The organism is Vibrio sp. 10N.261.46.A3, from assembly GCF_041472995.1.
Lineage (GTDB): Bacteria > Pseudomonadota > Gammaproteobacteria > Enterobacterales > Vibrionaceae > Vibrio > Vibrio coralliirubri.
In genome coordinates, this window is the sequence record NZ_JBFRRH010000048.1 from 18882 (window position 1) to 34459 (window position 15578).

Consider the following 15578-nt stretch of genomic DNA (forward strand, 5'->3'; position numbering starts at 1 on the left):
AATATAGAGAACAGCACTGACGTCATTCGTGGCTTAGGATCACATCTTCTTTCGGCTGTATAACAGAGTCGAAAACTCATCCATTTGCTTTTGTTCTCTTCGATCTTGCAGCTTTGCTTTCTCTTTCTGCTTTTTCTCCATCAACCACTCGTAGGATTTACGTTTTTTGCGTAACTCCATCCAGTAGCTTTGGCAGTTGTCGACTTGATTTTTAAAGTGGTGCTCGGCTTCTCTCTGTTTGGATAATGTTTCATCCAACTGAGTTAAGAAGCGGTTCAAGTGACCATATTGGCTCGCCGTTAAGCCTGCCTTGCCGCGGTCAACGAGCTGCTGACAGTAATCCAGTCGATACTTTTCAATTTGCGCAACCTGCTCATAGTAACCTTGCAGCTCAGAGTTCGCTTTGTTGAGCGCAAGTACCGCTTGGTTCTCTTGATCTTTGGCTTGATCGAGCAAAAATTCTAATGCGTTATCCATGACTAACCTTATTCACCCGTTAGCCACCCAATACATGTTTCAACATGTTGACGCACATGTCGTATGGGACGGTCTCTTTCATCTTCTGCTGCAAGTACTCATCCAGTTTTGGTTTCAACGTGAAGGCACTATCGATTGCTGGATCCGTTCCTGGCTTGTAAGCACCAATCGACACCAAATCTTGGTTTTTACGGCAGATAGACAGCACTTGCCTTACCGCTTTCGACATCAAGACATGTTCTTCAGTGGTGATTTGCGGCATAACACGACTGACGGATTTCTCAACGTCAATCGCTGGGTAGTGACCGGCATCGGCCATCTCACGAGATAACACAACGTGACCATCGAGAATTGCTCGCGACGCATCCGCAATCGGATCTTGTAAGTCATCGCCTTCGGTTAACACGGTAAAGAAAGCCGTGATAGAACCTTGTTCATCATTGCCGTTACCTGCTCGTTCCACCAGCGCAGGAAGCTTAGCGAAGACTGATGGCGGATAGCCCTTGGTTGCTGGCGGCTCACCCACAGACAGAGCAATTTCACGCTGAGCTTGAGCAAAACGGGTCAATGAATCCATGAGTAGCAGAACATCTAAGCCTTGGTCGCGGAAGTACTCGGCGACAGCCAACGCGGTTTGACAGCCTTTTAAGCGCATCAATGGTGATGAGTCGGCAGGAGCGGCAACAACAACCGAACGCTTACGGCCATCTTCACCAAGAATCTCTTCAATAAATTCTTTAACTTCTCGTCCACGCTCACCGATTAGGCCTACGACCACTACTTGCGCAGTTGTGCCTCGAGTCATCATGCCCAGAGTTACGGATTTACCGACACCAGAGCCAGCAAACAGACCGATACGTTGCCCTTTACCCACGGTTAGCAAACCATTAATGGCTTTCAAGCCGACATCGAGTGGTTCAGAAATCGGTTTACGAGCTAACGGGTTGATTGGCTCCGCATTAAATGAAGCGCGTTGCTCTGTATAGATTGGACCTAACCCGTCGAGTGGACTACCTACGCCGTCGATCACTCGACCGAGCAGTTCCATTCCAACAGGGATACCACTTTCGGTAGTCATTGGCGTGACGCGAGCGCCAGGTAAGATCCCGGTGATTTGCTCACTCGGCATCAAAAATAGGTTATCGCCAGAGAAACCGACGACTTCGGCTTCCATCTGACCAGACATGGTTTCGACTAAACACAAACTGCCGATTGGCGCTTTACAGCCGGTCGCTTCAAGCGTTAAGCCAACAACGCGTACTAATTTACCAGAGGCAATTGGTCGCGATTTTAGCCCCTCGACTTTGTACTGACTGAGACGATTCGCTAACTCAAGCATTACTCATGACCTTGGTGGCGATTTGTGCCGCAGAAGTTTTGAATGACGTTCTTTACGCGATCTTCCATGCGGTAGTTAACGCTCGACTCACCCGCTTCAATTTGTACATCACCACGGTTGAGTGCTGGCTCTGCGACCAGCGTCCAATTACGGCAATCCAACTCAGTTTCACCATACGCAGAGCGAATGATCGCGACATCTTCTGGGTTAAGCTTCAATGTGATGGCATGACCAGAGATCGGCAACGACTCTACCGATTCTTTAACGGTATCTAATATGATTTGTGGGTTGGTTTGCACTTCAACATGAACCACTTCTTTGACCATGGTAAGCACCATGTCGACCAATTGCTTCTCCACCTGAGCGTTCATCAGCTCTAATGGTTGAGCGAACTGGTTTGCCAGCCCCATGAAAACGGCCACTTGTTGTTGAATGTATTCTTGACCTGCGGTTACGCCTTCAAGCTTGCCGGCTTCGTTGCCTTCTTCGTGACCTGCGGCAAAGCCTTCTTCTTTGCCTTTTTCATAGCCTTGCTTAAAGCCCGCCTCTTGGCCTTGATGCAGCCCTTCCTGATAAGCGCCTTGCTTAATCAGCTCGATTTGCTCTTCAGTCAGAACCAGTTCTTCATCTTCAATGGCTTCTTCAACCGTTGGCATCCAACTAGGGTCGTAGTTAAAAGCGGTTTCTTTGGCTTGTTTGCTCACGTCAGAGGTGTAGTCAGGCAGCCCCCATTTCTGAGGTTGGGCAACCGTATTATCTTCTTCAGGGCGAAGGAAGCCGCGTTTTCTATCACCTGACATATCAAGTACCTATCTATGAGTGGCTTAACTGTATTGTGAATTCAAGCAGTTAAACTGAGTTAATCTGTGGTTCGAGATTGGATAAAGAAAAGCCCCAACAGTGTGGGGCTTTTGAGGTTTCTGTATTAAAGGAACTCGTCGGCGCCACCAGACAGCATAATTTCGCCACTGTCTGCCATCTTCCTCGCAATACCCAAAATCTCTTTCTGAGCCGCTTCAACGTCAGAGACTTTGACTGGCGGCATCGCCTCAATATCGTCTCTCATCATATCAGCAGCACGTTTAGACATGTTCTTGAAGATCTTCTCACGTAGACCTTCATCGGCACCTTTAAGTGCTTTCTGTAGAATGTCTTGTGGAACATCACGTAGTAGACGTTGAACACCTTGGTCATCAACTTCAATAAGGTTTTCAAAGACAAACATCAGATCTTGAATCTGCGTTGCCATGTCTTCGTCTTGGTCACGGATTTGATCCATCAAGACGCCTTCTACATTGTTGTCCATGTAGTTCATGATCTCAGCCGCGGCTTTCAGGCCACCAATTTTGGCTGCTTGAGCACCCGCTTGACCCGCGAACTGTTTCTCCATGATTTCGTTCAATTCAGCAAGCGCCGAAGGTTGAACTTCTTCAAGGTTGGCAATACGCATCATCAGATCCAGACGAACTCGCTCTGGGAACTGAGACAGGATCTCAGCCGATTGATCGGCATCGAGGTACGACAACACAATAGTTTGAATTTGAGGGTGCTCGTTGATGATAATGCTCGCCACCTGACGAGGATCCATCCACTTAAGCGAATCCAAACCTTTCGAACCTGTGCCGAGAAGGATTTGGTCAACAAGGTTATTCGCCTTGTCTTCACCCAGAGCAGCAACTAGCGCATTACGCATGAAGTCTTCGCTGCCCATACCAATGTTGGTGTACTTCTGAATATCATCTAAGAAAGCACGGTGCACTGCGCCTACTTTCTCTTGGGATAGGTCTGTAGCTCGCGCCATCGCACTACCCACACGCTGAACCTGCTTTGGCTCTAGGTGACGAATAATACCAGCAGCATCTTCTTCATTTAAACTGAGCAACAAGATCGCAGCGCGCTCATCGCCTGAGATAGAGCCGATATCCACGCTAGAGACATCAAGCACTTCACCGCCTTCAGTTTGTTGTGGAACTATTTCGTTAGCCATCTACCATCCAATTCTTAACTACTTGAGCTGCTAGCTCTGGTTCATTCGCTACAAGTGCACGTACTGCTTTCAGCACGTCCTCGTCTTTATGAAGGTTTGGTAAGTCGATACTTGAACCAAATTCAAACAGCTCACCACCTTCAATATCACCACCAATTAAGCTGGTTTCGCCGTCGGCACCAATTGGCATACCATCAGGGCCGTACATCTGTTCATCGTTGTCTGCTGCTGGGTTAAGCAGTTTCTTCATTGCAGGGCGAACAAGTACCAACACCACCACAATAATAACCAAGGCACTTGCAAACCAACGAACCCAATCATTGAAGTTTGGATGCTCCCAGATTGGTACATCAGCAACAACATCTGTTACTTGAGGTGCAAACTGCATGCTTAATACGTTTAGCAAATCACCACGAGTTTCATCAAAGCCCACCGTACCAATCAGTACTTGGCGAATCGCATTGATCTCGCTCGCCGGAATCGGAGTATGAACCACTTCACCCGTATCTGGGTTCAAGGATTGACGGTCTTTGATCGCAACAGAAACCGTCTGGCGATTAACCGTGCCGCTCTGTTTACGTTCATGACTGATGGTGGTGTCTAGCTCAAAGTTTCGGGTCGCTTCTTTGTGAACAGAGCCTTGGCCTGTCATCGCGCCGTCTTTCATCTGAGCAACGTCTTGTGGAATTGAGGCATCCGCTGGAGGCTGGTTACTCAACGCACCCGGAATACCCGCCACAGTATTGCCGTTGTTGTAATCTTCTAAGGTGTATTCACTTCGAGTCGCCGGTGTATTCGGATCAAAACGTTTTCTGGTTTGCTCCACAGCACTGAAGTCGAGCTGGATATCAACCTGAGCGGTGTAGTTACCAAACCCAAGAATAGGAATCAGGATAGAGTCAATTTTTTCACGCAGTGCTTGCTCTTGATTGCGCTCTAACTCGTGTTCTTTACGACGCGCCGCAGACATAGGGTCTTGAGAGCCTGAGCTCAACAATCGGCCATGCTGATCGGTCACCGTAATACGTGAGGTCTTCATTCCCGGAACAGCACTTGCCACCATATCCACAACAGAATCGACTTCTTGCTGCTTGAGATTAGTACCGGTTTTCAGGGTTAGGAATACGGAAGCGGAAGCTTCTTGATTATGACGAACAAAAACACTCTGCTTCGGCAGGGCCAATAAAACCTGAGCTTTACGCACCTGTTTCATCTGTTCGATGGCTTTGGCAAGCTGTCTTTCACGGCTTAATTTAAGGCGTTCTTGCTCTAAACGTTGTGATACACCAAAGCCCATGTCTTGCATGAGAATGTCATCACCCGCGTTTCGCTCTTGGTTCAAACCCGCTCGTACCATATTAAGCTTCAATGAGTTGTACTCACTCGCCGGTACTGAGATGGTATTGCCTTCAAGCGTGTACTGGATCTTTTGCAGGTCCAAGTAATCAAGAACGGGGATCAATTCTTCTGTTTCGTAAGCCCCTAATGGACGCATTTCTGGTTCTTTCACCCAGAAAAACAGCATCACAATCAGCGCTACACATATAGAGATAGAAAGGACTAAGACGACCTGACGAAGTAAATCGAGATCACCGACAGCCATATCGAACTTCGATGAACTGCGTTCACCTAGATCGGGATTTTGACCTTCTCCGTCTAGCTCAGAGCCTGCAATCAGTGCGTGGTCGTTGCTATCGCTTACGGTTAAATCTGTTGTTTGACTATTATCTGCCACTATTTAACTACCCAACTTATACCGGCATATTCATCAGCTCTTTGTACGATTCGACCAATTTATTTCTAATTTGGATCGTCGCCTCAAAAGCCACACTAGATTTATTACGAGCAATCATCACGTCCGATAGGGATACGCTTTGGTCGCCACTATCAAAACGAGCTTGAAGATCACCTGAAGTCTTTTGTAATGAGTTCACATTATTGATGGCATTAGTCAGCATGTTGCCAAAATCTGCTCCGACCGCTTGCCCCGTTGCTGCGGGACGCGCGCTGGCAGCTTCGACCATCATCGCCTGCATTTCGCCTTGTAAACCATCTATTCTCATCTACTACCTCAGGAGTCAAAATTATGACTATCTATTTAGCTGTATTATTGACAGAGCAATTAGCGTGCCACACATTAAATTGACTAGATATCGTATTACACTAGTCAGAAAGCTGACACTACTAATCTATCCTCAGTTTGGGATATCTATTCCAGCATCGCGCATTTTAGCCAACTTATAACGCAATGTGCGTGGGCTAATACCCAGTTTTTCAGCCATATCTTTGCGTCGGCCATTACATGCGATCAAGGTTTCAAGAATGATCGCATACTCTTGATCTCTAAGCTCATTACCTAACCCTTCGCTGCTAGCCGCGATTTTATTGATTGGGTTTGCTTCGGCAATAGGCTTGATTTCTGGCGCAGCAACATCACTGCCTTCGACGATTTGTTGTAGGCTGCTTGCGTCTTGCCAATCGACACCTTCAAGAAGGATATGCTCACCAGAGATGTTCTCTTGTTCGCTCAATATTAACGCACGCTGTACCACATTATCTAATTCGCGAACATTGCCCGGCCACGGATAATTGACGAGTTTACTGATCGCTTGCGCTGACATAACCGGTACAGGCATACCAAGTTTGGTGCAATGACGCTCAACTAAGTGCTTGGCTAAAGGCTCAATATCACCTTTTCGCTCACACAGTGGTGGCCAAGAAATTGGGAATACATTCAAGCGGTAGTATAAATCCTCACGGAAATTCCCTTCGGAAACATACTGTTTAAGGTCACGGTTACTGGTCGCTAATACACGAACGTCCAATTTGATGCTCTTACGACTACCTAACCGCTCAACTTCGCGCTCTTGCAAAACACGCAGTAGTTTGGCTTGTAGGCTAAGATCCATTTCACTGATCTCATCCAACAGAATCGTACCGCCCTGCGCTTGCTCGAACTTCCCCGGGCAAGCTTGAATAGCGCCAGTAAATGCGCCTTTTTCATAACCAAACAAGGTCGCTTCTAACATGTTGTCTGGGATCGCCGCGCAGTTAATCGCGACAAACGGGCCATCTTTTCGGCTAGAGGCATTGTGAATGTAGCGAGACATCACCTCTTTACCAGAACCACTCGGGCCTAACACCATGACGTTGGCATCGGTTTTTGCGACTTTATCAGCCAGCATCATTAGCTTGATACTTTTTTCATCAGCAACGATAGCGTCACCATTGTCGTCCGACTTTACAGGCGCATAACGGCTGACCATGTTGAGCAGTACTTCCGGCGCAAATGGCTTTGCCATATAGTCGATAGCGCCCTCTTTCATTGCAGCAACGGCATCCTCGATGTTGGCGTACGCTGTCATTAGCAATACAGGTAAGTTGGGCCAATGCTGCTTGATGTTTCTCAATAGCGCCAAGCCGCCCATGCCCGCCATCTGCACGTCAGATACGACAATATCAACGGAGTTAGATTTTAATTTGACCAGAGCATCTTCCGCACAATCCGCTTCCAGCCATTCATAGCCAGCAAGCGCGAGAGTGTCGACAAGGGCTTCGCGTAGACCTTCATCATCTTCGACGATTAACACTTTGCTTTGAGCCATAGGATTCTCCAGTGTAAATTCAGTTAAAACTTATTAGTCTTCAGAAGAAGCACTTCTTTCAAGCGGTAGACACATGGTAAAGCATGCGCCGTCGCCTTCTTCTGATATCAATTCCAGTCGGCCTTCATGTGCTCGACATACCATTTGTACAACCGCTAAGCCTAGACCTGTACCTTGCGAACGAGTGGTAAAGAAGGGTTCCATAATTTTACCTTGAAGCTCTTTCGGTACGCCGGGGCCACTGTCTTGCACTGATATCTTAAGCTCGCCGTTTACGGGCCTAAAAAACACATCGATCTGCGATTCCTTGCCCGCAATTTGAACCGCATTCAACACTAGGTTGCTTAACGCTGAGGCGATAGCGTTGGCGTTGCCGAACATTTGAGTCTGTTCGCCTTCAACTTCCTGGCAATAATCAATCTGGTTGGTTTTCAATGCCGCTTCCACCATAGGGTGAAATTCGGTGATCAATTCAGCCACAGTAAATGGCTTAACCACTTTGTTGTCACCACCTTTGGCAAACAACAGCATGTCGTTCACTTGCTTCTCTAAGTCATGCAATCTATCCATAAGCTTAGATTGAAAACGCGTTTTTGTTGCCGGCGGCAGATTTGGCGCGGCAAGGTTTGATGCATACAGCATCGCACTTGAAAGCGGCGTTCGCACCTGATGGGCAAGCGAGGCCACCATTCTACCTAATGAAGACAAACGCTGAAGATCACTCACGCGAGACTGCAATAGTCGGGTCTCGGTCAGATCGGTAATCAAAATCAGCTGACCCGTGGTAGAGGCTGAAATCGCCAAACGCACTTTTCGCCCGTTCTTCAATGAGATCTCATGACCGTCATCGTCTTTTGGGTCAAAGGCACTTTGAATCACTGAAAACCACTTCTCGCCAACCAACTCAACACCAAGAATACGATGCGCTTCAGGGTTCGCTTCTCTCACTTCGCCGTGTGTATCTAACAAGATAACCCCTGCTGGCATCACGTCGAGTACTTGCTTATAGCGCTCAACCTGCTGTTCAACAGAATCTAGGTGTGATTGATTTTCTGGTTCGTTAGATACGCGCATGTCAAAAATTTGCCTCAAATACTAAAACAGCCTGAGACGTACAACACGAGTCAGGCTATTTGCTATATTTATCACATAGTTAAGCAAGCAACAACTCGACTATGGTTTATCTGTTCACTTAGCTAGAGTTACCAAATAGCTAAAAAGTGTGTGCTAGTTTTTCGTTTTCATCGAAAACTGAACACTATCGCTGCAAGTTATATTTACGCATTTTTTCAACCAGAGTGGTTCTACGCATTCCAAGCATGTCAGCAGCACGAGCAACAATGCCGCCCTGCGCTTCCAACGCTTGATTGATCATATTCACTTCCATATCCGCGAGTAACTCTTTCAAGTTAACCCCTTCTGGCGGTAACTCTTGAGGCGCATTAGCATTGTCGGCAATATCATCTTGCTGATCAAAACTGAAATCTTCTGAGAATAAGTCAGCAAGTGCATCACGCTCTTGCTCCTCTTCAGATCCAAAGCTATTAAACTCTGGCTGGAACTCAGGGATATCGCTGTATCGATATTTAGTTGGCAGGTGATTCACATCAACCAAGCTGTTTGGATACAAGATAACCATTCGTTCAACCAGGTTCGCTAGTTCACGAACGTTACCTGGCCAGTAATGCTCCATCAAAGAGTTGATAGCACGAGCCGTGAAACAGATAGGCATGCTGCCTTCCGCTTCCATTCGAGTCATCAGCTCTTGAAGCAACAGTGGAATATCTTCTTTACGATCTTGAAGCGCCGGCATTTCAATCGGGAATACATTTAAGCGGTAGTAAAGATCTTCACGGAACGAATCATCGTCGATCATATCTTCAAGGTTGCGGTGGGTTGCCGCAATCACTCTAACATCAGCTTGTATGGTGCTATTGCCACCTACACGCTCAAAGCATCGCTCTTGCAGTACTCGTAGCAGCTTAACTTGCATCGCCATCGGCATATCGCCAATTTCATCAAGAAACAGTGTGCCACCTTCAGCCAATTCAAAACGGCCTTTACGTGCGGTAATCGCCCCAGTAAATGCGCCCTTCTCATGACCAAACAGTTCACTTTCAAGCAAATCAGGTGGAATCGCGCCACAGTTTACAGGAACAAAAGGCCCTGAACGACGTTTAGAGTGATAGTGAATGTTACGCGCTACGACTTCTTTGCCTGTGCCTGATTCACCAAGAATCAGCACGTTCGCTTCCGTAGAAGAGACTTGTTCAATTAAGTGACGTACTTCTTGAATGCAAGCACTTTGTCCTACTAGGCTGCGAAACAGGGTGTTCTTGCGTGCCGAAGACACAACTTGAACACCTTTGCGGCCTAAGAAGTCTTTACAGTGTCTTAATGCATCACTTAATTGCGGGTAGTTAAGAGGAAGTTCAAGCTCACCAACATAGTTAGTCAACTCGTCAACCGGGTGATTGTTTTTGCCAATCACCAGTAAAGGGATGTGATTGGCGTGAACAAGCTTCTCATTCAGTAATGCGTTGAAGCCTTTACCTTTAATGGTACCAATAATGCAGCCGGCCCACTGTAGTGACCAGTCAACTTTACGTGCTTGTTCAGAGCTGATTACTTCGCAGCTCTCTCCTACAAACTCTAATATTGTGCTTAAATTGTGACGATCTTGAGCGTTATCGTCGACGACAAGCAGTTTTGCCAAACCTTGCATAAGTAGGAATTATTGCCTTTATTTTGGTGCGATGCGGAAAAACGGTGAGCAACGTAGTCTATAAAACAGTGAGATGTATCAATGATTATGGTCTACGTGGACAAATTTAGGAAATCAGCAACGAAAAAAGCCATTAGGCTATCTAATGGCTTCTATTTTATTTGATTAAAAAAATAAGGCAACCAACCAATTAAGGGATATGAGATTGGTTAAAACTGCAATTTTTCTTTAAATACCTACGTCAGCGGACGTCAAGTTGTGATATTCGTTCGGAATTTGGTCCCAAGCGCTCTTAATTTCGCGAATAATATCGATAACATCATCAATAGGCTGTGGGTCATTTTTGTGATTTGCCGCAGAAATTTGCGTGATCATGAACTCATAAAGTTGATCTAGGTTTTTCGCAATATCGCCACCATCGTCCATAGATAGGCAACTACGTAGGCTAATAATGATATCTAGAGCCTTACCAAGTCGCTCACCTTTCACTGGGATGTTGCCTGCTTGCATTGCCGCTTTGCCTTGAATCAAACGCTCGATAGCACCCGCCATTAGCATTTGTACAATCTTATGCGGTGAGGCAGCCGTTAGCTGACTATCCACTGATACCTTTTTATATGCCTGTAAAGAACCGCGCATAGTAAACCTCTTCTATAAAAACTTTTTGTATTGTTGAACTGATTTAGCGCCGTGACGGTATTTATGTAGGGTCTTACCTACTCGACTCGTCTCAGACTGCATCAATTCGACTAATTTTCTGGTTCTGGTAATGGCTTCAAACCATTCAGAACTTTGCTTAACGTCGGGATGTGAGTCGATTATTTGAAGCACGTTTTGCAATAACTGTTCTCTGTTATCGACAAGCTGCGTTATTTCTTCAGCATTAATTTCACTAAATTCCAGTTTAGAGATAATTAGTTGATCGAGTTCACAAAGCTCTTGTAGCTGGCTATTCATCTATTAGCCCAACGCATTCATCATACTGCCCAGCTGAGATTGCATCTTACTGGTCGCATCTTGCATGGCTGTGAACTTAGAGTGGGTACGGCTCTCTAGGCTGTCCATGCGGCGGTCGAGCGCGCTTTGGTCATCAACCAAACGGTAGTTTTGCTCGACCAAGCTCTTTTCTCTAGTACGGATTGAACCCGTGATACCTGTGATACCTTGAATCGCATCTTCCACTTTTTTGGCGAAACCGTTGTTGCCACCAAAGAACTCACCCAACTTATCAAAGTTATTGTTGAGTTGACGGTCAAGCATATCGTAGTTGATTTCTAGCGAGCCTTGCCTTGTGGTGGTGATACCGAATTCAGTCAAAGACTTTAGATTGTCTGGCGCACCTTCGATACTTGATGAGAACACCCCTTTCAATCGGGAGTCGGCGTTGCGCACTGTACTGTCACCAGAGAGCGGGCCTTTTTGACCAGTCGTTGGATCAACACCCGCGAGGTCTTTCGACACTTGATAGAACTGGTTATAAGAGCTCACAAAGGATTCGATATCTTGGCGAACACTGTTACGGTCGTACTCCACACCAATTTCTGCCGGCGGCTTATCTTTTGGCGTTTTTCCTTTCACCGTAATATCAATACCTTCAATGGCATCTTCAATCACATTGTTATTACTAGAGAGTTGAGCAACACCATCTAGGACAACCATAGAATCTTGGCCAGCCTGAACTTCAGTCATTCCACTATAGGTATCAAAAGATTGCTGTGCTTGTTCGAGGTCAGCTTGCGCTTTATCGACCTTCTCTAAAAGCTCTCGCTCTTCGGGTTCTAATTTAGCACGCTCAATTTTCTTGGCTTGTTCTGCGGTGAGTTCGCCTTTTTGAACTTTCTCAGCCAACTCCGCTTTTTCTTGTGAAATCTTCTCTTCGATACGCGCTTGCTCAGCCTCAAGCTTTTGTTGGGCTTCTTTCGGTGTCACGTAGGAATCGGTCAGAGTACCTGAGGCAGCATTTGACCACCCCGGCACATCGGGAGCCTTCTCTATCGCTTTTTCATCAAGCTCAAGTTCTGGTGTGTAGTAAGAATCTAAAAGCGTACCTGACGCGGTTTCAGTCCAGCCGGGGATATTGTCTTCAGGCATCACCGACTTTGCCGCTTGAGCTGCGTCTAGGGCAGCTTGGCCATCGGCTGCGGCTTGCTCACCGTAGCTGAGACTTTGAGAGTCTCCGTCAACATCTGAAGTAGAGTCGGTTTGAGCTGCAGGGATGATATTGCCATCTTTATCGAGTGTTTCATTCGCATTTGGGTCATCGCTAGCGATCACTTCATCGATGAGTTCGACGGCTTTTCCTGCGGGGGTTAGAGCTAGAATATCTTGAGCAGCAACGCGCGCTTTTTCTAGCGCTTTAACACGTTCTTCAAGCGTTTTGTATTCGAGTTTTTTCAGGGGATTGGCAGCATCTGACTCAACATTAATGCTGATCTGCTGATCTGAACCAGACTGGTTCGAGGCAATGATAAGTCTTGGACCTTCGACATCATTGATAATAGATGCACGAACGCCCGGGTTGCTATCTGCACCGTTGATTCCACGAACAACTTCGATAAGTCTCGATCTGTCGCTAACTTGCACGTCAAAGCTGTCATCACCAAGCGAAACCTGCAGCTTACCTGGGCCAAATTTCATGTCCTCTGACAGTACATCAGAAGCCACTTTATGGCTTTGGGCAAGCTGCAACACATCGATGGCATATTTGCCAGCGATCGCTTCGGTAGTCGCGGTTGCAGAGACAAGACCTTCATCGGTACTTTCGACTGTTCGCACAGCAAAAGCTTTTTCCTGACGAAAGTTTGTCATCAGGTTTTTCATCGAATCAAGGGATTCTCTGAGTCTTCCATAGGCACTAATGCTGGTATCGATTCGCGTTCGTTCATTGTCGATTCGTTGCTGTTTAGGTACACGCTCCGAATCAACAATTTTGCTGACCATGGAATTGATATCCATGCCAGACGAAATCCCCATTGGGCCAAAACTCATTAAATCACCTCAATAATACGACTTAAACCTTCACCTCAAATATTCGACTATTCGAGTTTTGGGCTGCTAGGCGTCTTAGAATTTCAAGCATTTCTTCATCAGGGATCTGGCGAATAATATCACCGGTTGTGGTCTCATAAATGGTAACCACATCTCTCCCAGATTCTTCATCGACCTTAAAAGCCACACCTTTATTGAGAGAGGAGATAAACTCGTTTACCTTCTCCACCATTTTGACTCGCTCTTCATCATTTAACTCTTGTCTATGTTGAGCTAATTGAATCGCCGCTTCGGTAGCTTCCTCTTTCGATTTCTCTACCTTGTCATAAGATGTTGCTTCTTTTAGTCGCGAAAGACTCGACGCACTACTACCTTCATCGCTTGCAATTTTAATGCCATTAGGTGAGCCATAAGGCTGGATGTTCGATGCGTTGGATGATATTTCCATAACACTCTCCCTCCCTCCTTTATGAGCCAAACAGTAAAACTCTACCCAGAGTAGAGTTTACCGCTACTTACCGAGGTAAGTTTAGCCCAATAAGCTTAGAGCTGCTGATGGTGACTGTTTTGCTTGAGCTAGGATAGAAGTACTCGCCTGTTGTAGGATTTGAGACTTAGTCATAGCCGTTGTTTCTTTCGCGTAATCGGTATCTTTGATACGGCTCTTAGACGCATTAACGTTTTCGTTGATGTTATCTAAGTTGCTGATTGCGTGGTCAAAACGGTTTTGGAAAGCACCAAGAGATGCACGGTTACTATCAACAGATTTTAGTGCGCCATCAATGATAGATACTGCTTCGTTTGCACCAGCAACCGAGGTTACATCGATGTCGTTAACGGTAACGTCTTTACCAGCACCGATACCAAGTTCACCCGCAAGGCTGCCGCCGAACTCAACATCACCATCAACTTTTTGGCTAGAAGCGAAAAGTTGCAGTTTGCCGCCTTCACCAACAGACGCTTTAACGTCTTGGCTTTGACCGTTGATGTAAGTTGCTAGCTCTTCCATATCGTTGCCTTCTTTCGCAGAAATAGACAACTCTTGTGCTTCGCCAAACTTATCGTTGTATTTGATCGTTAAGTCAGCGCCAGCACCTACACGCCAAGAAGCATCTTTGCCTTCTTCTACGCCGTAGCTTTTGCCACCCATGTCTTGAGTGTCGGTACGCATGTTATTCATAGTTAGCATTACTGCTTCACCGGAGTCTGCGCCGATTTGGAAAGATTGGCTACCGTAAGTACCGTTAAGAAGCTTGTTACCACCAAAAGAGGTCGTTTCAGCAATACGGTTAAGTTCTGTGTTTAGAGCAGAGACTTCTTCTTGGATCGCAACACGTTCAGATTTGCTGTTTGAACCATTTGAAGATTGAAGAGAAAGGTCACGCATACGTTGCAGAATGTTGGTTGACTCATTCATTGCACCTTCAGCTGTCTGTGCAATAGAGATACCGTCATTCGCGTTTTTCACAGCCATATCTAGGCCACGGCTTTGCGACGTTAAGCGGTTAGAGATTTGTAGGCCTGCAGCATCATCTTTTGCGCTATTGATTTTATAGCCAGAAGACAAACGCTCCATTGATTTTTGAGTACCTTCAGCCGCGCTATTCAGGTAGCGCTGAGCCGTCATTGCAGACACATTAGTGCTTACATTAATCGCCATAGTTGATCTCCTTTAGGCATTTTTTTATGCACTTATGTGACTCTCACCTCACACAAATACATGTCAATTTGTTTATGCACCAGTGTCTCTCTCACCTTACATTGGTACATATCATTTCTCTCAATCCCTTTAACGGCCCCTTAATTAGAAGCTTTAATAAAAAATGCGATTTTTTTCGTATTCTTTTCAACAACAAAGAAAAGTGTGATCGGCCTTCAATTAATAGACCAGCATTCGTTAAAGTTTCTCATCCTCGCTCATTTATAAGTGTCGTCTTGCACATAAAGGCCAAAGCCGATCCCTGATATCTCGTTCTACTCGATTCTGGGATGACGGTTAATTCCCTCACTGGCTTGTGGTTTACTCTTCATTCCTTACAGTGGTAGATAAGAACGAAACAAACTCCTTCCTCAAAAAACTAGATTCCTGATACCTCGTTCTACTCGATTCTGGAATGACGATTGAAAACTATTGTTTGAATCTGAGTAATTATTTACTCGATCTAACCTTGCCAAAGCAGCTATACAGCCTCCACAACCCAACCCCGTCATTCCCTACAGTGAGGAACGAACGTGATAGGGAATCTCGCTTTTACTCTCGTTTACCAACATTGCACTTTTCCAAATACGCCTTTGCCAAATTGCAGGCAATAAAAAACCCAGCCGAAGCTGGGTCTGTTTAGCGCTCATCTCTCACCACGAGCTAATTTGTGGAAGCCTAACGTTAACGCTTATGATCAACCATGATTATAGTCAACGTGGCTTTTTAATCGATTAACCTATACCGAATCAACTTGA

At 46.0% G+C, this 15578-nt stretch carries 14 protein-coding genes; all 14 read right to left on the reverse strand.

The window, feature by feature from the left end; translation table 11 throughout:
• Nucleotides 1–39: 39 nt before the first annotated feature.
• Nucleotides 40–477, reverse strand: coding sequence for a flagellar export protein FliJ (gene fliJ / locus AB4484_RS12795; protein WP_017060679.1), 438 nt, complete (start codon nucleotides 475–477; stop codon nucleotides 40–42).
• Between the two features lie 19 nt (nucleotides 478–496).
• Nucleotides 497–1816 carry a flagellar protein export ATPase FliI gene (fliI, locus tag AB4484_RS12800; protein ID WP_372078516.1) on the reverse strand — a complete coding sequence of 440 codons (1320 nt, stop codon included), beginning with the start codon at nucleotides 1814–1816 and terminating at the stop codon, nucleotides 497–499.
• On the reverse strand, nucleotides 1816–2616 hold the full coding sequence (fliH, locus tag AB4484_RS12805) for a flagellar assembly protein FliH (protein ID WP_048607827.1): 801 nt from the start codon (nucleotides 2614–2616) through the stop codon (nucleotides 1816–1818). Before fliH ends, fliI begins: the two co-directional genes overlap by 1 nt.
• 125 nt (nucleotides 2617–2741) lie before the next feature.
• Nucleotides 2742–3803 (reverse strand): flagellar motor switch protein FliG, encoded by a 1062-nt coding sequence (fliG, locus tag AB4484_RS12810; RefSeq protein ID WP_017060682.1) that lies wholly within the window; start codon nucleotides 3801–3803, stop codon nucleotides 2742–2744.
• Nucleotides 3796–5538: a flagellar basal-body MS-ring/collar protein FliF gene (gene fliF / locus AB4484_RS12815; protein ID WP_017064120.1), complete on the reverse strand. Its 1743-nt coding sequence runs from the start codon at nucleotides 5536–5538 to the stop codon at nucleotides 3796–3798. The genes fliG and fliF overlap by 8 nt, the downstream gene beginning before the upstream one ends.
• A 16-nt stretch (nucleotides 5539–5554) precedes the next feature.
• Entirely contained in the window at nucleotides 5555–5866 is a 312-nt protein-coding gene (fliE, locus tag AB4484_RS12820) for a flagellar hook-basal body complex protein FliE (RefSeq protein ID WP_017060684.1), read from the reverse strand.
• Between the two features lie 132 nt (nucleotides 5867–5998).
• Nucleotides 5999–7408, reverse strand: coding sequence for a sigma-54 dependent transcriptional regulator (locus tag AB4484_RS12825; RefSeq protein WP_017060685.1), 1410 nt, complete (start codon nucleotides 7406–7408; stop codon nucleotides 5999–6001).
• A gap of 33 nt (nucleotides 7409–7441) precedes the next feature.
• On the reverse strand, nucleotides 7442–8482 hold the full coding sequence (locus AB4484_RS12830; protein WP_017060686.1) for a PAS domain-containing sensor histidine kinase: 1041 nt from the start codon (nucleotides 8480–8482) through the stop codon (nucleotides 7442–7444).
• A gap of 184 nt (nucleotides 8483–8666) precedes the next feature.
• Complete coding sequence (locus AB4484_RS12835) at nucleotides 8667–10133, reverse strand: sigma-54 dependent transcriptional regulator (protein WP_372078519.1); 1467 nt, start codon at nucleotides 10131–10133, stop codon at nucleotides 8667–8669.
• A gap of 228 nt (nucleotides 10134–10361) precedes the next feature.
• A complete protein-coding gene (fliS, locus tag AB4484_RS12840; RefSeq protein WP_004736194.1) occupies nucleotides 10362–10772 on the reverse strand; it encodes a flagellar export chaperone FliS in 411 nt (136 codons plus the stop codon).
• A 12-nt stretch (nucleotides 10773–10784) separates the two neighbouring features.
• The gene (locus AB4484_RS12845) at nucleotides 10785–11090 is read right to left on the reverse strand and encodes a flagellar protein FliT (protein WP_017060688.1); all 306 of its coding nucleotides are present in this window, start codon (nucleotides 11088–11090) and stop codon (nucleotides 10785–10787) included.
• Nucleotides 11091–11093: 3 nt separating this feature from the next.
• The gene (gene fliD / locus AB4484_RS12850; RefSeq protein WP_372078521.1) at nucleotides 11094–13121 is read right to left on the reverse strand and encodes a flagellar filament capping protein FliD; all 2028 of its coding nucleotides are present in this window, start codon (nucleotides 13119–13121) and stop codon (nucleotides 11094–11096) included.
• Between the two features lie 22 nt (nucleotides 13122–13143).
• Nucleotides 13144–13569 carry a flagellar protein FlaG gene (flaG, locus tag AB4484_RS12855; protein ID WP_017066380.1) on the reverse strand — a complete coding sequence of 142 codons (426 nt, stop codon included), beginning with the start codon at nucleotides 13567–13569 and terminating at the stop codon, nucleotides 13144–13146.
• A gap of 81 nt (nucleotides 13570–13650) precedes the next feature.
• A complete protein-coding gene (locus AB4484_RS12860; RefSeq protein ID WP_019820748.1) occupies nucleotides 13651–14781 on the reverse strand; it encodes a flagellin in 1131 nt (376 codons plus the stop codon).
• Between the last annotated feature and the right edge of the window lie 797 nt (nucleotides 14782–15578).

Excerpts from the sequence above, each read along its gene's own strand:
- fliJ (WP_017060679.1), bottom strand. The coding sequence starts at position 477 with ATGGATAACGCATTAGAATTTTTGCTCGATCAAGCCAAAGATCAAGAG.
- AB4484_RS12825 (WP_017060685.1), bottom strand. The coding sequence starts at position 7,408 with ATGGCTCAAAGCAAAGTGTTAATCGTCGAAGATGATGAAGGTCTACGC.
- fliI (WP_372078516.1), bottom strand. The coding sequence starts at position 1,816 with ATGCTTGAGTTAGCGAATCGTCTCAGTCAGTACAAAGTCGAGGGGCTA.
- fliD (WP_372078521.1), bottom strand. The coding sequence starts at position 13,121 with ATGAGTTTTGGCCCAATGGGGATTTCGTCTGGCATGGATATCAATTCC.
- flaG (WP_017066380.1), bottom strand. The coding sequence starts at position 13,569 with ATGGAAATATCATCCAACGCATCGAACATCCAGCCTTATGGCTCACCT.
- AB4484_RS12845 (WP_017060688.1), bottom strand. The coding sequence starts at position 11,090 with ATGAATAGCCAGCTACAAGAGCTTTGTGAACTCGATCAACTAATTATC.
- fliH (WP_048607827.1), bottom strand. The coding sequence starts at position 2,616 with ATGTCAGGTGATAGAAAACGCGGCTTCCTTCGCCCTGAAGAAGATAAT.
- fliE (WP_017060684.1), bottom strand. The coding sequence starts at position 5,866 with ATGAGAATAGATGGTTTACAAGGCGAAATGCAGGCGATGATGGTCGAA.
- AB4484_RS12830 (WP_017060686.1), bottom strand. The coding sequence starts at position 8,482 with ATGCGCGTATCTAACGAACCAGAAAATCAATCACACCTAGATTCTGTT.
- AB4484_RS12860 (WP_019820748.1), bottom strand. The coding sequence starts at position 14,781 with ATGGCGATTAATGTAAGCACTAATGTGTCTGCAATGACGGCTCAGCGC.
- AB4484_RS12835 (WP_372078519.1), bottom strand. The coding sequence starts at position 10,133 with ATGCAAGGTTTGGCAAAACTGCTTGTCGTCGACGATAACGCTCAAGAT.
- fliS (WP_004736194.1), bottom strand. The coding sequence starts at position 10,772 with ATGCGCGGTTCTTTACAGGCATATAAAAAGGTATCAGTGGATAGTCAG.
- fliG (WP_017060682.1), bottom strand. The coding sequence starts at position 3,803 with ATGGCTAACGAAATAGTTCCACAACAAACTGAAGGCGGTGAAGTGCTT.